Genomic DNA, 22,225 nt, shown 5'->3' with positions numbered 1-22,225 from the left:
TGATGGGGGGGGTGTTTTATTTCGCGTAGAATGTAATCGGACGATTACATTCTACGCGATGGACTCATGCTGTCAAGGCGCATCGGAAGCGGGTGGCCCGCAGCGAAAAACGCTAAGCCCTTCGGGCGCTTAGGATGCGGACGGCCAGCCCGTCGAGATCTTCGGCAGTGAAGCGGTAGGTCACGGTTTGCATGTCCCCCGCCGAATCCTCGCGCTCGACGCGCGCGAAGCGCAGCTCCACCTCGACGCAGCCCTGCCGCAGCAGTGCATAGGCGTAGCATTGCGCCTGCAGGAGGTGCTTGGAGCACAGCGCTTCCGGCGCCTCGCCGTCCGAACCGCCGGTCTTATAGTCCACCACGAGCGCACGAGCGCCCGCAAGCTGCGCGTCGTCGGTGCAGAGAAGATCGATCTCCCCTTCCACGAACGCATCGGATATCGGCACGAAGAACGGCACCTCGGCGCGCCGCAGCCCCCACTGCAGCGTTTCGGCGTACGTCGCGCTGGAGAACCAGCGCTCGCAGGCATCGGCCAGCCGCGCGCGCTGTCCCGTCGATAGAGCGTACGCCTCGGAGAGCACGCCGAGGCGCGCAGCGTCGGGAACCCTTCCCGTCTCGACGGCCAGCTGCGCAGCCCGATGGAAGGCGCTGCCCAGATCCGTCGCCTTGTCCGCGTCCGCGGCGAAAGGCGCGCCCTCGCCCGCCGGAGCCGGAACCGGGTTCGGGGCGATCGACGAGTACGAGAACGCATCGTCGCGCGCCGAACCTCCCGCGAAGAGCGTCGACCGCGAAGCGTCGTCCACGACGGGCACGAAGAACAGCCGCGGTTCGGGCGCAGGCTCGACACCCTCCTCGGCGCGCGGCTCCGGCGGCTGCACGAGGATGCGCTCGAAGCGGGCCGGCGCGGTGCCGCCGTAGGGAAGCTCGGCAACGCCCTCGGGAAAATCGCCGTCGCGCGCCAAGCCTCCCGCGAAGAGCGTCGACCGCGAAGCGTCGTCCACGACGGGCACGAAGAACAGCCGCGGTTCGGGCGCAGGCTCGGCGCCCTCCTCGGCGCGCGGCTCCGGCGGCTGTACGAGGATGCGCTCGAAGCGGGCCGGCGCGGTGCCGCCGTAGGGAAGCTCGGCAACGCCCTCGGGAAAATCGCCGTCGCCGCACAGCGCGCTGCGGATATCGTCGACGAGCGGGGCGTACGCCGGAGGCTTGCCCGCCGAGGGAGCTTTCGCGTCCATCGCCACCACAAGCGCCTCGCTGGCACGCGTGAGGCCCACGTAGAGCTTGCGACGCGCTTCGGCCAGCTCCTCGTCGGCCGCACGGCGCGCGAGCTGGGCGCGGTAGGCCGCCTGCGTGCACGACGAAGCGCCGAGAGCGCACGCGGGCCCATCCTCCCCTTCTACGAGACGGCGAGCGGCCAGCAGATCGGCATCATCCTCGCCGTCGCCGGCCGCAGCCGCGCCCGAGCGCTTCGCCAGCTGGGGAAACGCCTCCAACGACGCTGCGGGCGCCAACGAGGCGCGCGCGATGGCACCGCACGTCTCCACCAGAAGCTTGCCGCTTCCCGCGCGCGCGTCGGCGAAGTCGGCCAACGCCACGACGGGGAACTCCAGCCCCTTCGAAGCATGGATGGTCATGATCTTCACCACGTCGCCGCCGGCTCCCGACAACGCGCCGGGCGCCTCCTTCAATCCTACGGCCAGCTCGTCGGCCAGCGCGCGCGCCGTGGAGGCCAGCCCCAGGTGGCGCTCGGTTTCGAGGCGATCGACGAGCCGGACGGCCTTCAGCACGTTCGCGGCTCGCGCCGTGCCCGCCGCGCCTTCCTCCTCGAGCCGTGCCATCCACCCCGAACGCACCACGGCATCGCGCACCACGGTCGCCACCGGGCGCGTGCGCGACTCGTCACGCGCCCGCTCGAACAGGCGCACGGCGTGCGCCAGCCGCGGCGGCAGTCCGTCGGCGCGCGATGCGAGGCGCGCGAAGCCCCGGTCGAGATCGCGCCGCCGCACGCATCCCGTCTCAGGATCCTCCTCGGTGGTCAGCACGAGGAGGTCGTCTGCCGACAGACGCATCATGTCGCTGGTCAGCACTTCGAACAGCGCAGCCGTGTTCGCCGGGTTCGCCAGCGCCTCCACGAAGCGGGCGACCACGCGCACTTCGGGCGCGGACGCGAACAGCGACCCGCCCGTCACCACGCACTCGAAGCCCTCGGCGCGCAGCGCCTCGGCATACATGCCCGCACGGCTCATCTTGCCCAGCAGCACCACCATGTCGCCGGGAGCGTGGCCGTCCTCGCGCAGCGCGGCGAACCGGCGGGCGATGGCCTCGGCGCCGGCGCGCTTCGCATCGGCCGTGCGCACGCCGGTGCCGCGCCCCGCGGGCTGCACCGACAGCACGAGGTCGATGCGCGGCGCGCTGCCCCGATAGCAGGAGGGGCGCTGCTCGTTCGGCTCCAGCGACATGAACGCCTCGCCGAACACCGTCGACTGCTCGAACACGCGGTCGACGAACGACAGCACGTCGCCGTGGCTGCGGAAGTTCTTCGTGAGCTCGACGTAGAGCGCGCCCACTTCGTCGGCGCGCATCGCCTTCTTATGAGCCTCGTACACGTTCACGTCGGCGCCGCGGAAGCGGTAGATGGACTGCTGCGCATCGCCTACCGTGCACAGGTGCGCGCACCGCGGCCCGGCCAGGCGCGCGATCATGTCGATCTGCAGCTGGCTGGTGTCCTGGAACTCGTCCACCATCACCAGTTTGAAGCGGCGTTCGTAGCGCGCGGCGATGTCCGGGCAGCGTTCGAACGCGTCGAGCGTGCGCACGAGCAGGTCGTCGTTATCCAGCTTGCACGCGGCGCGCTTCGCACCCTCGAAGCGCGCGGTCACCTCGCGCGCGAGCGCCATGAGCTCGGAGGCCAGCGGGTGCGCCAGCGCGAGCGCGACGTTCTGAGCCACGCGCGCGTGCACAGCTTGATACGCTTTGACCTCGGCCTTCACGTCGGCGCCGCCGAACGTGCACGGCAGGTAGGCGCAGCCGTCGACCACAGCTGCCAGCGCACGCGCGTCGCTCGCCGCGGACGCGTCGGCCAAAAACGCCCCGAGCGCCTCCACCGCGTCGGCCGCGGCCGCGCGCGCCCGTTCGGCGGACGCGCTCTTCCCCGCCCGCTCGAGCGCGGGCAGCACGCCCTCGTAGGCCAGCAGCAGCTCGCGCGCGAGCGTCGAGGCCTGCGCGGGCGACGGCCCGAAATCGAGCGCGTCGAGGCCGCCGCGCAGCCCCGCCGCCTTGTCCATCAGAGCCTGCAGCATGGAGGCCACCGACGGAGCGAGCGGCATCGTCGAGCGTGCGGGGTACTCGTCGAACAGCGCCGCGTACGAGCCGCGCGCGATGATATCGTTGTCGTCGCCCAGCGCGCCGTCGATGGCGTCGGCCACGGCTTCGGCCCGCTCCGCATCGCCCATGATGCCGAACGCAGGATCCAGCCCCAGGTCGAGCGCGTGGGCGCGCAGGATGCGCGCGCACATGCCGTGGATGGTGGATATCCAGGCGCCGTCCACGCGCAGCGCTTCCTCGGCCAGCCCTTCGGCGCGCAGCGTGCGCTTGACGCGCGCCTTGATCTCGGCGGCCGCCTTCTCGGTGAACGTGATGGCCAGCACCTCGTCGACGCCGGACGCCGCAGGGCCGCTCTCGGGCAGAAGCGCATAGGCGATGCGCTGCGTGAGCGTGAACGTCTTGCCCGAGCCGGCGCCGGCCGACACGAGCAAGGGACCGCGCACGTGCTCGATGCTCTGGCGTTGACCAGGGGTGCAGGTTGAGAGGTTCATGCGCCCATCCTTTTCTCGCAGGCGAGCACGGGGCAATACCCGCACGGGTCTCCCCCGCGCGGATCGGGACCGATGCAGCCGTCGGCCAGCGTGCGCACGGCCCGGGCGATGCGATCCTCCACCGCGTCCACCAGCTCGCCGAACGACGAGACGCCCAGCGCCTCGCCTGCCGGCCCCGGCACGCCGCAGCGCTCGACGTCGATGCCGGGCACGTCTCGCTCGCCCACGACCGTGCGGTCGAAGGCGCCCGAGACGCGCCGATCGCGGCCGTACGACACGTACAGCGCACCCACCACGTCGAGACCCAGCACCTTGCGCGCCACCTGAGCGTACATGAGCGTCTGCACCTTATGGGGAAGCACCGCGCCGCCCGCCTGCGCGGCGGGCGATGCCGAATCCAGCGCGTAGTCGCCATTGAGCGACCCCTTGTAGTCGATAACCACCGCCTGGCCGGCCCCGTTCACGTCGATGCGGTCCACACTGCCGCGCAGCAGGCATCCTGCGTACGGGAACGGCTCGCTCGAGCCGAAATCGAACTCGAAGCGCACGGGCTCGAAGCCCGGCAGCAGCAGCGCCTCGCGGTCGAGGAACCGGACGAGCCTCTTCCTCAGATCGGCCGTCTCGGCGCGTTCGAAGGCGGTGCGCGGGATCAACGGGTTGACCGAGCGCTTGAGGTTGCGTTGCGATTCCAGATGGCGGTCGAACGTCTCGCCTAGAAGCGCGCGCGCTTCGGGAAGCGTCGCGGAGTCCACCTTCGCATGCCCCGCCTCGCGGAAATGCTCGTAGAAGCTACGCAGCACGTTGTGGGAGAAGCTGCCCATCTCGAGAGGCCCGAACCCGGCGTCCGGCTCCGACAGGCGAAGACGGCGCAGAGCGAACCACTTGTAGGGACATTCAAGGTAGCTTTCCAGCGCAGACGGCGACAGCGCCAACGCGGCGTCGGCGCCGCGCAGCCCCTCGCGCGGCGAGCGCGGCAGCACGATGCGCGGGCGCTGCTCGGGCGACACCGCGCCCGCGGCCGACAGCTCCCAGGACAGCGTCGCCCCTCCTTTGCCTACGCGCGGCTGCACACCCTCGCAGACGAGCGCGAGGTTGTCGTGGAGCGCGTCCTCCCCTGCCAGCATGGCGAAGGCGACGAGCGGCTTGGGAAGCCCCGTCGCCCGGTCGTCCTCGCCCGCATCCGCTTCCCGGTAGCAGTCGAGCAGCTCCTCGAACATAACCGACGGATACGCCTCGTTCGCATCCTCGGTGTTCAGCACGCGCTCGCACACCACCGTCTCGCAGGCGCTCGAAAGCGCGCGGAAGAATCGGCGGCGGGAGGCGGCGAGCGCGTCTGCGGGGCGGCCGAGGCCCAGCTTCTCCAGAAGCAGCGTGCCGCCGTCCTCGACGAGCCGCACCGGGTAGGAGCCCGCGTCGAGATCGCACAGCACGAGCGCGGCGCAAGAGCACGCGGGAAGCTCGGCCGCCTCGTCGAGCGACATGAACAGCGCGTCGGGGCGCGCGCCTTCGTCGCGCGCCGACCGAGCGCTTGAGGAAACCGGCATGCGCTCCAGCAACGGCAATGCGCCGTCGAACACCGCGTTCGCGCGACTGCATGCCGCCGCGAACCTGCGCGCGCACGACACGGCCGCCAGTTGCTCCGCGCGAAACGCCGGATCGAGGTCCGTACGTGCGCGCAGGCGCGCCTCGAACCCCGCGAGCGCGCCGTCCGCGTCGCCCGCCTCCAGCGCCGTCAGCGCGTCGGCCGCCGCCTCGCTTTCGCGGGCGAGATCGGCCGCGATGCGCGCGCGCTCGACCGTGCGGTCCCCGCGCCACGCGGCATCCAGCTCGCAGGCCGTTCGGATCCCGATGCCCGAGAACGGTCCGAGCGCGAAGTCGGACGCCTGCGCGATGCTCCATGCGCCGCAGGCGAACGCGTGCAGAGCGAGAAACGCGCGTCCGAACGCGGTGTCGGCGAACGCCCGGCTCGCACTCACGGCCGAGGCGGCGCCCGCTTCGAGCAGCGCGCCCGCAACGTCGTCGAACAACGCGCGAGGATCGCGGGCAGTCACCGCAACGGGCAGCGGATCGCGCCCCTCCTCGACCGCGCGGAGGCGCTCGTCGGCCACGGCCTGCGCCACCGTGCTCGCCACGAGGGTCGGCGCGGCGTAGCGTCCCGCCGGAAGCAAGAAGCGCACCCGCCCCGTCGGGCGCAGAGGCTCGGGCATCGCGGGCTTGAACAGACGCTCCAACAGCCCTTGCAGCTCGGAGGCGCGCCCGTCGGCACCCGACGGGGCGCGGCAGCCGTCATCGAGGCGAACGACGTCGGTCCGCTGCGCGAGCGCGGCCGTCATCCGCTCCTCAGCGCAGTCAAGGTCGTCGAACCCGGCCAGCACAAGGGGCGCGGGCGCCTCCATAGCCTCGGGAAGCAGAGCCGCCGCCTGCGACGATTCGCAGCACCCCGCCTCCTGCAGAAGCTCCGCGTAACGCTCGAGCACCATGAGCGCATCGCGCTCGGCCGCGCTCAGACCGGCGTTTGCGGCGACCGGCGCCGTCAGATGCGGCAACGCCTCGCGCGCCAAGCGCGCGAGCAGGCCGACGACGCCCGGCGTGGCTTCAAGCGCCGTCCGTTCGGTCTCCAAGCAGGCGCGGCGCACGAGCAATGCGCGATCGAACGACGACACGATGCGGCGCCCGTCGCCGAACAGATCCCACCTGTCGCGCACCCACATCATAGGCGTCTCCACGCGCGCTCCCAGCGCGCACGGCCCCTCCGCGAGCGCGCGGCGCACGCGGTCGGCAGCGGCGGGACTGGGAACCAGCAGCACGGGCGCGAGACCCGCCGCCAGCCACGATTCCAGATATGCGCGGGCGGCGTCCAGCACGTCGCCCGCATGGTCGAGTATGTGATGTTGAAAAGGCATGCCGCCTATTGTACTCGCCCGCCGCGCGGGCGTGCGCTACAATGGCCGCCATGCAGAAGAACACCTTGAAATACTCCGCCGTCGTGTTCCTCGGCGGCGCCAGCTACGGCGTGATGGCCGCCACGATCAAATGCGCGCTCGCCGAGGGGTTCTCGTGGACCCAAACCGCCGCCAGCCAGGCGTTCTTCGGCGCGCTGCTGTTCGCCGTCGCCTTGGCCGCGCTGACCGTCCTCGGCAAGCGCCCTGTACCGCTGTCGCCCAAGCGCGTGCTGTCCTTGCTGGGGCTGGGCCTCGCCACATGCACCACCTGCGTGCTGTACAACTTCGCGCTCACCATGCTGCCCGTGTCCGTGGCCATCACGCTGCTGTTCCAATTCACCTGGATCGGCATCGTATTCCAGGTGGTCGCCACCCGTCGCAAACCCCGCCTCGCTGAAATCGTCGCGGCGGCCGTCATCCTCGGAGGCACCCTCTTGGCGAGCGGCCTGTTCTCGAACACGGTGGGTCATCTCGACCCGCTCGGCATCCTCTGCGCGCTGCTGTCGGCCGTCAGCTGCGCGACGTTCATGTTCCTGTCGGCGCGCGTCGGCTGCGACCTGCCGCCAATCGAGCGCGGACTCGTCGTGTGCCTGGGCGCGTGCATCCTCGGCTTCGCCGTGTGCCCCGACTACTTCTCAAGCGGCGCGCTGCAGGCCGGCATTTGGAAGTACGGGCTGATCCTGGGCGTATTCGGGCTGTTCGTGCCCGTGGTGCTGTTCGGCATCGGAACGCCGCACCTCTCGGCGGGGCTGTCCACCATCATGGCATCGTCGGAGCTGCCATGCGGAATAGCGATATCGGTGCTCGTCCTGTCCGAACCCGTGGACGCGCTTCAGACGGCCGGAATAGCCGTCATCATGCTGGGCGTGGCGGTATCGCAGCTGCCCAACCTGCTGCCGCAAGGCGCGTCCGCTCGCTTTCGAAAAAAACGCTTGCAATGACGCGCTCGCTTTGTAATAATGTTCAGGCTGCTTTTCCAGCTAGGAATCGCGCAAGCCGTCCCCATAGTCTAGAGGTCAGGACGCGGCCCTTTCAAGGCTGAGACACGGGTTCGATTCCCGTTGGGGGCACCACGAAATGCCAGGCCGGAAGCTCATCGCTTCCGGCCTTTTTCTTTGCCTGCGTCTTTCGTGTGCCAACATGTGCCGCAATCGACATGTTCGCGCTTCATCGGACCCGCCGCCGCGTGGGCGAGCCGGCGAACGTCGGACGCCGGAGAGCCTGCCGGATCAACCCGCTCCCGCGCATCGCCGTCGAGCCGCTCCCAGATGCGGCGATGCGATGGGCGCCCCGCACGCTCGCACCGAACGCCGCCCGTTTGCGGTATGATTATGACATGGACACCGACGAGAACACTGCGCGCCCGCTCGCGCCGGAAAACGAACCCGCCTCTATCGAGCTGGCGGACGCCGACGACGGCGCGCTCGCGCCTCCCGAAGACGAGCTGAAGAAGCCCCTGGTCATCGTGATGCACGCATCGGTGGGCTCCGGCCACCGCAGCGCTGCCTACGCCGTCGCGCAGGCGTTCGAGCTCATGCGCGACGCGGACGGCGAGCGGACGGACGGCCAGCCTCCCATCCCCGACGACCTCGACATCGAGGTGATCGACGTGCTGGATTACGGCCGCATCGTGTTCGACGGAAACAACGCTGCGTCGCTGTTCACGGGCGCCACGCGTCCCATCTACGACCTCACCTGGCGCTTCACGCTCACCGGACGGCTTCTGTGGGGCGGCGGCTCCATCTGGTCGCACCTCATGTACTCGAAGTTCACCGACTACGTGCGCGACAGGCAGCCGCTGGCCATCGTGTGCACGCACATCACCGCCGCCAACGTGGCCGTGGCGGCGCGCATGCTGACCGGCCAGCACTACCCCATCGTGTGCGTTCCCACCGACTACGAGACCGAGGGCCTCTGGCCGCACAAGGCCGCCGATCTGTTCTGCGTCGCGAACGAGTCGATGGCCGAGACGCTGCGCCCGCGCAAGGTGCCCGAGGAGAGCATCCTCATCACCGGCATCCCCACGCGCGACGATTTCCGCCGCGCCTACGACCGCCCCTCCGTGCGCGAGCAGTTGGAGCTGCCCCAGGATAGGCGCATCGTGCTGGCCTTGGCGGGCGCGTACCTGCCCCGCCCCTACGTGCACTTCCGCACCGCGCTGGACAAGCTGCTGCCCTACCTGCACGGCTTCGACGACACGCTGCACTTCGTGTTCGTGGCCGGAAGCGACGCCGACTACGCGCGCCACCTGCGCCAGGAATGCGACGATCTGGGGCTCTCCAACGCCACCGTACTCGACTACGTGGACGACATGGCTGCGCTCATGGCGGCCAGCGACCTGGTCATCTGCAAGTCGGGAGGCCTCACGGTTACCGAGTGCCTGTGCGCGCAGGTCCCGATGATCCTTCTGGGCAAAGCGTACGGCCAGGAGAAGGTGAACGTGCAGATGCTCACCTCGCTGGGCGCCGCCATGCACGTGACCACGGCGCGCGAGCTGCTGGACACGCTGCGCCACGTGGCGCGCAACCCCGAAAGCGCCCACGCCATGCTGATCAACGGCAGCTTCCTGCGCCACCCGAACGCCGCCGAGGACATCGCGAACGCCACGCTGCGCCTGATAGCCGCGCCGAAGAACCCCGACGACCCGCGCTACCGCAAGCACCTGCTGCACTTCTACTGGGGAAAGAAGCCCGCCCACATCCGCTAAGGGCGCAGACGGGGTTTCGCGTCGGCTTGGTACCAGGTTTGTGCATTATGCGCTCATCGGACCGGAGGTCGACCGATGAGCGTATACTGGTTGTTCGGCGCCCGACGTTCGCTCGGTTGCGCCTCGATCTTCCGAAATGCATGACGCGGCGGATCGACCCCGCACCTGCAATCAGCGGCACCCGTGCCGCACCGACACAGAAAACAGAGACAAATGAAGCAATTCAACGAACTCGGCCTGTCCGACCAGGCTCTTGAAGCCGTCGCGCGCCTGGGCTACGAAGCGCCCACGCCCGTCCAGGAGCAGGCCATCCCTCTCGCGCTCGAAGGGCGCGACCTCATCGCCGCCGCCAAGACCGGCACCGGCAAGACCGCGGCCTTCTCGCTGCCCTCGCTCGACCGCCTGGGCCATGCCAAGGGCGGGCAGGGCCCGCTCATGCTCGTGGTCACCCCCACGCGCGAGCTGGCCCAGCAGATCGGCGAGGTGTGCACCGCCATCGCCGCCTCCACGCATCACCGCATCCTCACCGTGGTGGGCGGCCTGTCCTACACCCCGCAGATCAACAAGCTCAAGCACGGCGTGGACATCCTCATCGCCACGCCGGGCCGCCTGGTCGACCTCATGGAACAGGGCGCCGTGCGCCTCGGCGACGTGGAGGTGCTCGTGCTGGACGAGGCCGACCGCATGCTGGACATGGGCTTCTGGCCGGCCATGAAGAAGATCATCGGCGCCACGCCCGCCTCGCGCCAGACGCTGCTGTTCTCGGCCACCATCGACGCGTCCATCAAGAACAGCGTGGGCAAGCTGCTGCACGACCCGGCGTTCGTCGAGATCGCCCACAAGGGCGAGACGGCCGACACCGTAGAGCAGTACATCGTCCACGTGGCGCAGACCCTCAAGCCGGCGCTGCTCAAGGCCGTGCTGGCCGAGAAGGGCTCCGACCGCGTCATCGTGTTCGCCCGCACGCGCAGCCGCGCCGATTCCACGTGCCGCCGCCTCAAGCGCGCGGGCTACACCGCCGAGGCTATCCACTCCGACCGCAGCCAGGCGCAGCGCCGCCGCGCGCTCGACAACTTCGCCGCCGGCAAGACGGGCGTGCTCGTGGCAACCGACGTGCTGGCGCGCGGCATCGACGTGGAGGAAGTGGACTACGTCGTGAACTATGACCTGCCCACCCAGCCCGAGGATTACGTCCACCGCATCGGCCGCACGGGTCGAGCGGGCGCCGCGGGCTTCGCCGTGTCGTTCGTAAGCCCCGAGACGGCCGACGCGCTTCGCGACATCGAGAAGCTCATCAAGCGCCCCATTCCCGAGATGGAGGTGCCTTCGTTCGATGCCGAGCAGGCCGCCGAAGAGGCCGCGGGCAAGGCCGCCCGCGCCGACGCGCGCCGCGACCCCGAGATCAAGCAGGCCGCCAAGGAGATGGCCGCGCGCGAGCGCAAGAAGGCCAAGGCCCGCGAGCAGGCGCAGGCCGAAGACGCGCCGAAAAACGCCCCGAAGCGCAAGGCGCCGAAGAAGCCCGTCGCGTCGAAGGGCGCCCAGCCGAACCGCCAGCAGCCGGGCCGGGCGAACGCGAAGCAAGGGCAGCCCGGCCAGCGCAGCGGCAAGCCCGCGTCCGGAGGCGCGCGCCCCGCGCAGTCTTCGGCGAAGAAGGGCGGTCCCGATCTCCGTCCGGGCCGCGCTCATCGCGCCAGCCTCGCCCAGCAGCGCAGCAGAGGCGGCAAGCGCAAATAGACGTCATGGACGGCGGGAAGCGAAGCATCCCCGGTTCCCGCCGCCCGCCGCATTACTCCTTCTGCGTTGTAAGGCATGCGAGAAGACCCGGCAGCGCGAACTTCGGGTCCAACGTGCGGCAAAACCGGGGGTTTGGCAGTCTCGAGGTGCCCATGACGACCATGTTCCCGTTTCGGCAAACCGTGAACTGGGGGTTTGCTTGGAAGCTGTTCGGCGAAGGGCGCGAAAACTGCCAAAACCCCGATTTTGCCGCATATGGGTTCGTGAAACCGTGCTCGCCGCTGAGTCCGCGCCGCCGAACGCCGGCTGCAACCTCAGCGCCGCCTCGGCGAGGCCGACACCCGCGCGCGGCAACCTCTTAGCCCAAGGGGTTCTTGTTCTGGTTGGCGGCCACGTGGACGAGGCGGTTGCCCAGCCACAGCAGGAACGCCAGCACGACGACGGCGCTGCCGGCCAGCATCCATTGGCCGCGCGTCAACTCCGCGATCAGCAGGAACACCACCACGGCCGCGGCGAACAGCAGCACGAGCGTGCCGAAGGCGACCAGAGCCGTAGCGGCCGTGCGGGCGCCGTTTCCCTCCTCGCGCTCCGGATGGGATCCTTGCTCGATCCGCTCGGATTCATCGTTCATATCGGAAGCCCTTCCCATCGACAACGGCCCGACGGGGGTCGCGTTCGCTCAGCATACGCTTTTCGTGGCGACGACGGCCACGCCGGTGCCGCATACGTCCTCGATCAGCACGTCTCCGGCCGCGACCGGCGCGTCGAGCCGCAGCGCGGCGACGGCGGCCAGCACGTCCTTCATAGCGGCTTTCGGCACGGGACGCTGCGTCTTCACGCTGACCGGCTCCAGGCAGCCGGACACGCACAGCACGGCGGTCACCATGCGCTCGGGGGCGACGGCCTCCTGCGCCGCGTAGTCGGCCCCGCGCTTGCAGGTATAGCCGGAAACCTCGCTCACCTGCCCGTTCTCGTCGAGCGCGACCTCTATACGGCAGCCCAGCGGGCAGCAGATGCACGTGTAGGCGGCGATGTCGGTAGCGAACTGCATCAGTCGGCGCCTCCTCCGGCCATGCCGGTCTCGTCGGCCACGCGCGCGGCCTCGTCGCGGCCCTCGACGCGCACGCGCACGGCCGAGCACCCCGCCGCGGCGCCCGCGGGCAGGACGACGAGCACCATCTCGGCGGGCACGGCGATCATCGTCTTCGCGCGCTTCAGCTCGCGCACCCGGCCGGCTTCGTCGATCCCCTCCACCACGAAGCGCGGCTCGTTCACCGTGCGCGCGACGCGCAGCGACAGCATGAGCTTCTCGTCGGGCGGCGTGGCGGCGTCGATGCTCTGCGGCACCACGTAGCGCACGTCCTCGCCCGCCATCACGGGAACGGCGACATGCGCATCGCGCGCGGCCGAGGCGCCCGAGGCCGCCTGCCGCGCATAAGCGGCCGCGGCGGCGCCCGCGCGCTCGCCCTCTTGCGACGCATGGTCCACCAGATCGTGCACGTGCAGCGCGTTGCCGCAGGCGAACACGCCGGGAACGTCGGTAGCCAAACGGTTGTCCACCCGCGCTCCGCCGGTGACGGGATCGAGCCCCACCCCGGCCGACTTCGCCACCTCGTTCTCGGGCACGAGGCCCACCGACAGCAGCAGCGTGTCGCACGCGATGCGCTGCTCGGTGCCGGGGATCACCTGGATCGTCTCGGGATCCACCTGCGACACGTACACCGCGCTCAGGCGACCCTCCCCTTCCAGCCGCGTCACCGTGGAGCTGAGGTGCAGCGGGATGCCGAAGTCGTCCAGGCACTGCACCACGTTGCGACGCAGACCGGACGGATGCGGCATCAGCTCGTGCACGCCCACCACCTCGGCCCCCTGCGACGCCAAACGGCGCGCCATGATCAGCCCGATGTCTCCCGACCCGAGGATCACCGCGCGACGTCCGGGCAGGCACCCTTGGAGGTTCATGAAGTTCTGCGCGCTGCCCGCCGAGAACACGCCCGACGGACGCGAGCCCGCCAGGTTGAGCGCGCCCAGCCCGCGCTCGCGCGAGCCGGTGGCCAGCACCACGGCGCGCGCCGCGATGGCATGCGCGCCGCGCGCGTCCACCGCGTGCACCGTGAGCGGCGCTCCGTCGTCCGGGCGCCCCGGATCGACGGACGTCACGCTGGCACCCGCCAGCACGTCCACCGAGCCCGCGTCCGCAAGCGCGTCGATCTCGCGCTGCGCGTACTCGGGACCCGTCAGCTCCACGCCGAAGCGGTGCAGCCCGAACCCGTTGTGCACGCACTGCTTGAGGATGCCGCCCAGCTTCTCCTCGCGGTCGAGCAAAAGCACGCGCGCGCCCTGCTGCGCGGCCGCCTGGGCTGCGGCGATGCCGGCTGCCCCGCCGCCCGCCACCGCCACGTCGTAGACATGCGCGCGCTCGCGCTCCGCGTCCTGCGCCTCCGACCGCTCGCCCTTGCGCGCCAGCTCCGCGTAATCGGGGCGCGAAGCGGCCACCACGGGCGATCCCGGCAGGCGCTTGTCCAGCACGTCGGGCGCCACGCCCGTCTCGCGCGCCACGATGCGCGCGATCTCCGGCGAGCAGAACCCGCCGTGGCAGCGCCCCATCATCGCGCGCGTGCGCCACTTCAGCGCGTCGAGCGACAGCACGGGCAGCGGAGCGTGCAGCGCGGCCACGATCTCGGCCTCGGTCACCTCGCAGCAGCGGCACACGATGTGCCCCCACCGCGGGTCGGCCTCGATGGCGCGCGCACGCTCGGCCTCGTCGCGCTCGGCGAACGGCTTGCAGCGCTCGCGACTCGCCTGGAATTCCCCGTTCGCCTCCGCGCCCAGCTGTTCCGCCACCGCCTGCGCCACGTGCTCGGCTACGGCCGGAGCCGAGGTGAGCCCCGGCGAGTCGAAGCAGGCGATGTTGAAGAACCCGGGCGCGTCGTCCGGTTCGCCGATGACGAAGTCGTCGCCGTCGGCGTTCGAGGCGCGCAGCCCTGCGAAGTTCGCGATCATGCCGCGCGCGCCGGCGTCGGGCCACGTCTTCTTCGCGGCGTCCAGCACGAAGCGCAGCCCCTCCGCGCTCGTGGACAGGTCGGTCTTGCTCGCCTGCTCCACGGCGTTCGGCCCCACCAGCAGGTTGCCGTGCACGGTGGGCGTCACGAGCACGCCCTTGCCCGCTGACGACGGCGCCTGAAACACGGTATGCGAGAACAGCGGGCCGTACTCGGAATCGTACAGGCAGTACTCGCCGCGCCGCGCCGCGATGCGCAGGCGATGCGCGCTCACGGCATTGTTCAGCTCGTCGGCGAACACGCCGGCGGCGTTCACCACCGCGCGCGCCGCGTACCGCGCGCCTGTCGAGGTGGACAGCAGATAGCGCGCGGACGAGGGCGAGCCCGCGGCCAGGCGCTCGACGGACACGACGCGCTCGTTGAAGCGGAACGCCGTGCCGTGCAGCGCCGCCTGCTCTGCCGAGAACAGGGCAACCTCGTACGGGTCGCAAATGGCGCCCGTCTCGGCCAGCAGGCCGCCGCGCACGTGCGGGCTCGCATGCGGTTCGAGCGCGCGCACTTCGGCGGCGTCCAGCTCGCGCACGCCTTCCACGCCGTTCTCCGCCGCGCGCGCCACGAGGCGCCGTATGCTGGCCAGCTCCTCATCGGAGAACGCGAGCACGAGCGAGCCGTTGCGGACGTAGGAGAATCCCAGCTCGTCGGCCCATTGCGGAAACAGCTTGGACCCGGCCGCGTTGAAGCGAGCCTTGAGCGTTCCAGGCAAAGGGTCGTAGCCGGCATGCACGATGCCAGAGTTCGCTCGCGTCGCGCCGCAGGCCACATCGTTGCCTGCCTCAAGCACCACGACGTTCAGACGCCAGCGCGCCAATGCACGCGCCGTCGTCGCGCCGGCAACGCCGGCTCCCACGATCGCAACGTCGATGCTCTGCAGAGGTTCGGTATCCATGTCGTTCAGCTTACTATTTATCCCCGTTGAGCGAAAGAGCGGATACACAATCGGCCAAGCGCGGTATCGTTATTTCCACGAAGCGACGAAAGGAATCACATGAGAATAGCGGTGGCGAGCGAAGGACTGGCCGTATCTCCCTATTTCGGACATTGCGCAAGCTTCACCTGCTATAGGATCGAACGGGGCATCATCGTCGAGTGCCAGAACATGCCGAACCCTCATCAGACCCCTGCCCGCATCGCCGCGGTGCTGCGCGAGCTCGATGTGACGGCGGTCATCACCGGCATCATCGAGCGCGACGCCGTGGAAGCGCTGCAAGCAGCCGATATCGAAGTAGTGTCCAACCAAGCAGGAAGCGCCCGAGATGCAGCCGAGGCGTATCTCGCCCACACTCTCATCGGCACGGACGAATGGCATAACGACGAAGAAGTCCTCGGAGCCATCGAGTCGTAGCAGGAAAGCCGGCAGGAAAATCCTCCCCTAACGAAAGCGCCCCGCCGGCTTATCCGACGGGGCGCTGTTTTTGCATAGACGCGAAGCCTACAGAGCCTTCTTGGCGACCTCGGTGATGGCGGTGAACGCCGCGGGATCGTTGATGGCCATGTCGGACAGCACCTTGCGGTCCAGCTGCACGCCTGCCTTCTTGAGGCCGTTCATGAGCACCGAGTAGCTCATACCGTTGATGCGGGCGGCCGCGTTGATGCGGGTGATCCACAGACGGCGGATCTCGCGCTTCTTGTTGCGGCGGTCGCGGTACATGTACTGGAGCGAATGCTGCACCTGCTCCTTCGCGGCACGGTAAGAACGGGACTTCGCACCGTAGTAGCCCTTGGCGCGATTGAGGACGGTACGACGCTTCTTATGGGCGCTGACTGCGCGCTTGACACGAGGCATGTTCTATCACTGTTCCTTTTCGATTAGCGGAGGCCGAGGTTACGGGCGATGACCTTCTGGTCAGCCGTGGCCACTTCGGTTTCATGGCGGAAGTTGCGCTTGCGCTTCTGGCTCTTCTTCGTCATGATGTGGCTCTTGAACGCCTTCGAGCGCATGATCTTGCCGGAACCGGTAACGCGGAATCGCTTCGCGGTGCCGCGATGAGTCTTCATCTTAGGCATGGTCGTTCCCTTCTTCTTTCTTCTCGTTCTCTTTCTTTTTCTTCGCCGCGACTGCCGCAGGCAGCGGGGCGATGAGCATGTGCATGTTGCGGCCTTCCATCTTGGGCTGGTTCTCGATGACCGCTTCGTCCTTCAGGTCGTCGGCCAGACGCTCCAGGATGGTGAGACCCAGCTCCGGGTGCGCCATTTCGCGACCGCGGAACATGATGGTGATCTTCACCTTGTTGCCGGCTTCGAGGAAGCGCATGACGTGCTTCTTCTTCGTCGTGTAGTCGCCCACGTCGATCTTCGGCCGGAACTTCATTTCCTTCGTTTCGACCTTGCTCTGGTTCTTGCGAGCCTGCTTGGCCTTGATGGCCTGGTCGTACTTGAACTTGCCGTAATCCATGATGCGGCACACGGGCGGTTCCGCGTTCGGCGCGATTTCCACGAGGTCGAGCCCCTGGTTGTCGGCCACCCGCTGGGCTTCCGCCGTCACGTAAATACCCATCTGTTCGCCATCGAAGCCGATCAAACGGCATTCGCGAACCGTGATCTCTTCGTTGAGCCGAGGCTCCTGAGCAGCTATCGCGCTCACCTCCCAATCCATCGCGCTTCCGCGCCATAATAAAAACCCGTAGCTTTGGGAGCATACGGGTTTCGCATTCGTATTCAGGCTTTGTAGCCGGTATTCGAGCGACCCATCAGCAGCCAAAGCGCCGAACCAGGTGGAGGGTCTCCCCTCGCTTGAACAAACAACTTGCTTATTGTAGCACGGGATTTTTAAGATGCAAGAAAATCATGAGGGTTTTTCGTCCGGGTTTTGGATCCGCATCTTCAGCAAGGTGGGCAAAACCCGTTAATTTCCCATGTTCCGACGATCGCACGATCGCGATGCGAGCCTCTTCGGTATACTGGCTGCAGCCTGTACCGCCTTACGCGACGGAAAGGACGTCATGAATCGCATCGTTCGTTACCTCATGCTCGCCGGCGCTTGGACGGCCTGCATCATCGGCTGCATCGGCGTGTTCGTGCCCGTGCTGCCCACCACCCCGCTGCTGCTGCTCGCGACGTTCCTGTTCGCGAAATCCTCGCCGCGCTGCCACGCCTGGATCATCTCGACCCGGGTGTACCGCACCTACGTCGCCGCGTTCAAAGAAGCCGGAGGCATCCCGCTCGGCACGAAGGTGCGCATCCTGGCCGTGTCGTTCACGCTCATGGGCCTGTCCGCCTGGTTCGTGCAGAAGCCCCTCGTCTGGGCTATCCTCGGATGCGTCAGCGCGTTTTTGCTGTATCTCATGTTCGTGCGCATCCCCACCATCACCCCCGAGCGCGTCCAGCTGATCCGCCAGGTCGAAAAGGCCGAGTAAGAATCAGCCAGGAAGCGGGAACGTCGTCGAACGGCAATAATCGACCGGTTTGGTAATCTTGGAGAGGATCCGGCCGCGGCGTTTCGGGTCTGCCGAGCGTGATCGAAGGCGTTTTTCCAGGTCGCATGTTCAAAGCGTAAAACAAAGCGAATCTGCGGGATTACCAAACCGATCGATTCCTGCCGCGGATCGGGGGTTTCGCCGTCAAGCCGATCCGGAAAAGCGGCGGCCCCGTCTTCGGGGCCGCGCTCAACCGCCAATCGCTAGTTCTTGTCCTCGTAGAGCTCGATCACGGCGCCGTCCTTCTCGACGAAGGCCAGACGCACACCGGGACCCGCGTCCATGGGGTCGCAGATGACGCGGTCGGCATCGTCGACGTACCGGTCCAGATCGTCCACCGCGTAGGCCACGTGCCAGCGACGATGCAGCTCTTCGGGGAAGGGCGTGCCCTCCTCGAACTTGAGGTACTCCACCTTGTAGTCGTAGTCGTCGACGTTCGACACCCAGAACTTCATGGCCTCGTTGTAGATCATGTTCGGCTTCTTCTCCGTGATGGGGATGCCGATGTGCATATAGGTTGCGGTCATACCGATCTCCTCTCGTCTCCAGGTTGGCGTAGTAAGTCAGCGAGGCTGGCTGCGGTGCCCGAGATTCGTGGGATCGCAGAGGCGAAGCGTACTTTGGTACGCGAGTATCCGGGATCGCGCGAAGATCGGGTGCCACAGCCAGCCGCAGCGTCGGCTGGTTCCGACGGCCGTCAGGCCGACGGAACCATACTGAACATGTCCATGGCGGCTTCCGCGTCGGCCTGCATGGCGGCGGTCGCCGCGTTGGCCAGGGCGTGGAAGTACTTCGGGTGCTCTTCGGCGATGAGCGCCTCGACGGCGCGCACGCCCGCGTTGCTCATGTAGCTGAAGTAGTTGATCTTGCGGATGCCGGCACGGATGGCCGCCCGCGTGTCCTCGCACGACAGGCCGCTGCCCCCGTGCATGACGAGCGGCACGCCGCAGCGGATGCGCAGCTCCTCGATCAGCTTGAAATCGAGGTTCGGCTCGGCCCGGTAGAAGCCGTGCACCGTGCCCACGCTGGCCGCGAGGGCGTCGATGCCCGTGTCGGCCACGAAGCGCGCGGCCTCGTCGGGGTCGGTGTACACGTTCTCCCGGTCGTCGTCGGCGTTCTCGAGCCCTTCGTGGCCCGTGGTGAAGCCGATCTCGGCCTCCACGTCGGCTCCGTACTCGCGCGCCAGCTCCACGGCGCCCAGCGTCAGCGCCACGTTCTCCTCGTAGGGCAGCTGCGAGCCGTCGATCATGACGGCCGAGAACCCCAGGTCGAGCGCGCGGCGCACGTAGTCCATATCCTCGCCGTGATCGAGCATCACGCACACGGGCACGCGCGAAGCCTCGGCGCGCGCCACCATGATGGGGCCGATCACGTCGATGGACGTCTCCTCTTCGTGCAGCTGGGCGTGCTGGATGATGACGGGCTCGCCGCGATGCTCGGCCGCGCCGATGGCTGCGAGCAGAAGCTCCAGGTTCGGCGTGTCGAAGGCCGCGGCAGCGCAGCCGTTCTCTTCCGCCCAGGCGAGGACGGAGCTCAGGGAAGCGAGCATGACCCTCCTCCTACTTCTTCAGGTACGGCGTGTTGCAGGGCGCGTTCCACAGACGCAGCAGCTCGTCGTCCATGCGCGCCATGAACATCTGGAAACCGGCCTGCTCCTGCACGGTCAGCATCTCGCCGACGAAGTTCGCGACCACTTCGATGTCCTGCTTCGCCAGCTCCTTGACCGCGGCTCGGTACACGATGAGCTGCTCCATGAGCGTGGTGGCGCCCGAGCCGTTCACGATGAGCATGACCTTCTCGCCCGGCTGGATGCCGATGTCCTTCGCCAGCGCGTTCACCATGATGGCGGCCGTCTCGTCGGCGGACTTCATGGGCTGGCGTCCGCCGCCCTCCTCGCCGTGCTGGCCCATGCCGATTTCCATCTCGTCATCGCCGAGCTCGGCCAGAAGCGTGCCCGTCTGCGGATGCGTGGCGCCGCGCACGGCCACGGCCAAGGTGGCCATGTTGTCGGCGAAGCGCTGCGCGACGGCGGCAACCTCCTCGAGGCTTCTGCCCTCGGCGGCCGCTGCGCCGGCGATCTTGTACGTGGGGATGCAGCCCACCAGGCCGCGGCGGTCGTCGGCGTTCTCGCGCGGGGCGTTCGACACGTCCTCCTGCGTGACCACCTTGACTACGTTGAGGCCCTGCTTCTTGCACTGCTTCATGGTCATGTTGCCCGTCAGCATGTCGCCGGCGTGGTTGAGCACGATGTAGAGCACGCCCTTGCCCTTGTCGGCCAGCTTGATGGCGTCGACGCAGGCCTGCGGACCGGGCGCGGCGAAGATGTCGCCCACCACGTCGATGTCCACCATGCCCTCGCCCACGAAGCCCTCGATGGCCGGCTCGTGGCCGCTGCCGCCCTGCGTGACGATGGTGACGCGATCGGCCTCGGCCAGCTTCTTGTTGATCACCATGTTGTCCTCGCCCAGCTCGAGGATGTCGGGATTGGCCAGGGCCAGGCCCTCCAACAGCTCGGCGGTGAGGTTCTCGGGATCGTTGATGAACTTCTTCATCTGCATGGTGCTCCTCCTCAGTCGTTTGACAGCCGGAAAAGAAAGGCCTGCCGCACGACGCGGCAGGCCCGATTGCCTAATGATGCGCGGCTCCCGTTGCAAGCCCGCGCAAGAACAGCGAGGTCGACACGGCTCCCGCGTCGGGCGTGCCGATGGTGGCGTCGCCGTAACTGCGCGCGCGGCCGAACTTCGAGGCGAAGCCCTCTGACGCCCGCGCGCCGGCCTCGGCAGCCTCTGCCGCGGCCGCGAACACAGCTGCCGCGTCGTCGCCTTCGGCCTCGCACGCCTGCGCGGCCTCCACGGCGGGGATGAGCGCGTCCATCATGGTCTTGTCGCCCACCTGCGCGTTCGTGATGTCCTGCATCTCGGCTAGGCAGCCGGCGAACATGCGGCGCGCGGCGTCGGCAGACAGCTCGTTCTCGTCGTCGCCCAATTGCGCGCCCAAGCCGGAGATGAGCGTGCCGTACAACGGGCCGGCCGAGCCGCCCCGCACGGCCATGGCGGCCATACCCAGGTCGTCGAGAAAGTCCTTGATCGATTCCTCGTCCCATGCCTCGGCGCGCTCGTCCATGAGCTTGGCGATCTTCGTGATGGTGATGCCGTGGTCGCCGTCGCCGAACTTCGAGTCGATGTCGCTCAAGCGGTCGGCCTGCTCCAGCATGAGCCGCGCGCTCTCGCGCAGCATGGCCTTGCACGTGCCCCGATCGATCATGGATGCCCCTCTTTCGTCGGTTATCGCCCTGCAGCAAACTCTACCCGCAACGTATCGAGCGGTCAATGGGCGAAAAGCGTGCAGGTTGGCGCAGTAAGTCAGCGAGGCTGGTCGTGGCGTCAACCCGTTCCGCCGGCCGCCAGGCTGACGGAACCCTGCTACGCGTTGACGTACACGTATACGATGCGGATGGTGTCGGCGAGGTTGCCCGACGTGTTCGCCGTAGAGTAGTTGTACAGCAGCAGCGCCGACCATTCGTGCGCGGCTCCGTTCAGATCGACCGTGCCGGAGAACGAGTACGATTCCTTGACGAGCGTAGTGCCGTCGCTCGCGTATTCGGAGTATTCGGTTTTGTCGGCGGGAAGCTGCGCCGAGCCCGCAGGCACATTGACGCCCGCCTCCTGCAGCGTCTTCTCGATGATGCCCTCGTTCTTCACCGCGTCGACGAAACTGAGCGAGCCGTAGCCCAGCGACGCGGTGGCCGCGGAGTAGCCCGCCTGCACGACCGCACCGTCCTCGTTGAGACCGAGGTACACCGTCGGCGTGCCGGAGCGCGTGTCGGCCGGCTCGTCGGTAAGGGCCACCGTCACGTTCGTCTTGACGGGATTGCCCTCTTCGTTCACTTCCTTCGAGGTCGTCTCGGTGGCGCCGTGCTTGAGCGCGGCGATGGCCTCGTCCTTCGTCATGCCCAGCACGGCAGCCAGGTTAGGAACGTTCGTCTTCTTAGCGGTGGCGGTGGTGGCGTCCTTCGTTTCGTCGGTCTGCATGGAACCCACTTCCTGCGAGCTCTGCTGCTCTTGGGTCTGCTGCGTCGCGATCAGCTGGCTTTCCTCGAACCACTGCCATGCGAAGTATCCCAGCGCGCCGATCAACAGGATCAGCAGCACCACGATGGCGATGAGCACGCGGCGCATGCGCCGCGATTTGCGCTGATAGGCGGGGATCTGCTGCTTCTGCTTCTTTTCCTTCTTCTGCTTTCCGTGACGCCCCTGGGGCTCCTCGGGCTCCGCGGCTACGGTATCGTCGCCGAACAGGAGCGGAGGAGCGTCAACCGGCTCAAGAGCCTCGATGGCATCAGGGTACTCGTCGTCGTTGTCGCCCCGATAGCTGAAACCGCCGGCATGCGCGCCGTCGCCCACCGGGGAGAACGCCTCGGTCAAGCCGATGCGCTCGTCCGATCCGTCGACGGGCGCCTGCGCGTCGCCCACGGGCGAGAAGGCCTCGGTGAGGCCGATGCGCTCGTCGGAGCGGTCGGAGGGGGTGCCTTTGGGTACGTTGGGAGCATGTTTGGGCAT

The 22,225-nt window shown here is 68.1% G+C and carries 18 protein-coding genes and 1 tRNA gene; 6 read left to right on the top strand and 13 right to left on the bottom strand.

The genetic code is table 11. The features are described 5' to 3' along the window. Window positions 1-112: 112 nt before the first annotated feature. Complete coding sequence (locus GT613_RS03370; protein ID WP_086414659.1) at window positions 113-3,808, bottom strand: UvrD-helicase domain-containing protein; 3,696 nt, start codon at window positions 3,806-3,808, stop codon at window positions 113-115. Then, window positions 3,805-6,711, bottom strand: coding sequence for a PD-(D/E)XK nuclease family protein (locus GT613_RS03365; protein ID WP_009608306.1), 2,907 nt, complete (start codon window positions 6,709-6,711; stop codon window positions 3,805-3,807). The genes GT613_RS03370 and GT613_RS03365 overlap by 4 nt, the downstream gene beginning before the upstream one ends. Window positions 6,712-6,761: 50 nt before the next feature. Between GT613_RS03365 and GT613_RS03360 the strand changes: the two genes are divergently transcribed. The 4 genes from GT613_RS03360 (at window position 6,762) to GT613_RS03345 (ending at window position 11,191) form a co-directional block, all read left to right on the top strand. Then, complete coding sequence (locus tag GT613_RS03360; RefSeq protein WP_226844467.1) at window positions 6,762-7,691, top strand: DMT family transporter; 930 nt, start codon at window positions 6,762-6,764, stop codon at window positions 7,689-7,691. Between the two features lie 57 nt (window positions 7,692-7,748). Then, window positions 7,749-7,823, top strand: a tRNA-Glu gene (locus GT613_RS03355). Window positions 7,824-8,086: 263 nt separating this feature from the next. After that, on the top strand, window positions 8,087-9,457 hold the full coding sequence (locus GT613_RS03350; RefSeq protein ID WP_009608374.1) for a glycosyltransferase: 1,371 nt from the start codon (window positions 8,087-8,089) through the stop codon (window positions 9,455-9,457). Between the two features lie 213 nt (window positions 9,458-9,670). Next, window positions 9,671-11,191 carry a DEAD/DEAH box helicase gene (locus GT613_RS03345; RefSeq protein WP_009608372.1) on the top strand — a complete coding sequence of 507 codons (1,521 nt, stop codon included), beginning with the start codon at window positions 9,671-9,673 and terminating at the stop codon, window positions 11,189-11,191. Between the two features lie 358 nt (window positions 11,192-11,549). Here the strand turns inward: GT613_RS03345 and GT613_RS03340 are convergent, their stop codons facing one another. The 3 genes from GT613_RS03340 to GT613_RS03330 are packed head-to-tail and all read right to left on the bottom strand — an operon-like array spanning window position 11,550 to window position 15,139. Then, a complete protein-coding gene (locus tag GT613_RS03340; protein WP_009304638.1) occupies window positions 11,550-11,822 on the bottom strand; it encodes a hypothetical protein in 273 nt (90 codons plus the stop codon). A gap of 48 nt (window positions 11,823-11,870) precedes the next feature. After that, the gene (locus tag GT613_RS03335) at window positions 11,871-12,242 is read right to left on the bottom strand and encodes a DUF1667 domain-containing protein (RefSeq protein ID WP_009304639.1); all 372 of its coding nucleotides are present in this window, start codon (window positions 12,240-12,242) and stop codon (window positions 11,871-11,873) included. Beyond that, complete coding sequence (locus tag GT613_RS03330; protein ID WP_009608397.1) at window positions 12,242-15,139, bottom strand: FAD-dependent oxidoreductase; 2,898 nt, start codon at window positions 15,137-15,139, stop codon at window positions 12,242-12,244. The genes GT613_RS03335 and GT613_RS03330 overlap by 1 nt, the downstream gene beginning before the upstream one ends. Window positions 15,140-15,238: 99 nt before the next feature. Between GT613_RS03330 and GT613_RS03325 the strand changes: the two genes are divergently transcribed. Next, a complete protein-coding gene (locus GT613_RS03325; RefSeq protein ID WP_009304641.1) occupies window positions 15,239-15,595 on the top strand; it encodes a NifB/NifX family molybdenum-iron cluster-binding protein in 357 nt (118 codons plus the stop codon). Between the two features lie 87 nt (window positions 15,596-15,682). Here the strand turns inward: GT613_RS03325 and rplT are convergent, their stop codons facing one another. From rplT to infC, 3 genes are read right to left on the bottom strand one after another with little or no spacing between them, the layout of a single operon-like run. Further along, the gene (gene rplT, locus GT613_RS03320) at window positions 15,683-16,036 is read right to left on the bottom strand and encodes a 50S ribosomal protein L20 (protein ID WP_009304642.1); all 354 of its coding nucleotides are present in this window, start codon (window positions 16,034-16,036) and stop codon (window positions 15,683-15,685) included. A gap of 23 nt (window positions 16,037-16,059) precedes the next feature. Further along, window positions 16,060-16,257, bottom strand: coding sequence for a 50S ribosomal protein L35 (gene rpmI, locus GT613_RS03315; RefSeq protein ID WP_009304643.1), 198 nt, complete (start codon window positions 16,255-16,257; stop codon window positions 16,060-16,062). Then, complete coding sequence (infC, locus tag GT613_RS03310) at window positions 16,250-16,846, bottom strand: translation initiation factor IF-3 (RefSeq protein WP_009304644.1); 597 nt, start codon at window positions 16,844-16,846, stop codon at window positions 16,250-16,252. The genes rpmI and infC overlap by 8 nt, the downstream gene beginning before the upstream one ends. A 346-nt stretch (window positions 16,847-17,192) precedes the next feature. On the opposite strand from infC, the gene GT613_RS03305 reads away from it, so the two are divergent. After that, on the top strand, window positions 17,193-17,606 hold the full coding sequence (locus GT613_RS03305) for a YbaN family protein (protein WP_009304645.1): 414 nt from the start codon (window positions 17,193-17,195) through the stop codon (window positions 17,604-17,606). A gap of 263 nt (window positions 17,607-17,869) precedes the next feature. On the opposite strand, the gene GT613_RS03300 is transcribed toward GT613_RS03305, so the two are convergent. The 5 genes from GT613_RS03300 to GT613_RS03280 all read right to left on the bottom strand — a co-directional run bounded on the left by GT613_RS03300 (window position 17,870) and on the right by GT613_RS03280 (window position 22,225). After that, window positions 17,870-18,193, bottom strand: coding sequence for a VOC family protein (locus GT613_RS03300; RefSeq protein WP_009304646.1), 324 nt, complete (start codon window positions 18,191-18,193; stop codon window positions 17,870-17,872). A 170-nt stretch (window positions 18,194-18,363) separates the two neighbouring features. Further along, complete coding sequence (locus tag GT613_RS03295; protein ID WP_009304647.1) at window positions 18,364-19,215, bottom strand: class II fructose-bisphosphate aldolase; 852 nt, start codon at window positions 19,213-19,215, stop codon at window positions 18,364-18,366. 10 nt (window positions 19,216-19,225) lie between these two features. Then, the gene (locus GT613_RS03290) at window positions 19,226-20,224 is read right to left on the bottom strand and encodes a dihydroxyacetone kinase subunit DhaK (RefSeq protein WP_009304648.1); all 999 of its coding nucleotides are present in this window, start codon (window positions 20,222-20,224) and stop codon (window positions 19,226-19,228) included. Window positions 20,225-20,294: 70 nt separating this feature from the next. Then, window positions 20,295-20,930, bottom strand: a complete 636-nt coding sequence (locus GT613_RS03285) for a DAK2 domain-containing protein (protein ID WP_009304649.1) — start codon at window positions 20,928-20,930, stop codon at window positions 20,295-20,297. A 158-nt stretch (window positions 20,931-21,088) separates the two neighbouring features. Then, complete coding sequence (locus GT613_RS03280; RefSeq protein WP_009304650.1) at window positions 21,089-22,225, bottom strand: hypothetical protein; 1,137 nt, start codon at window positions 22,223-22,225, stop codon at window positions 21,089-21,091.

Source organism: Eggerthella sp. BIOML-A4 (assembly GCF_009875575.1).
GTDB classification, from domain to species: domain Bacteria; phylum Actinomycetota; class Coriobacteriia; order Coriobacteriales; family Eggerthellaceae; genus Eggerthella; species Eggerthella lenta.
Note: the sequence above shows the minus strand (reverse complement) of the source record. Positions and strands in the feature narration are given on the sequence as shown.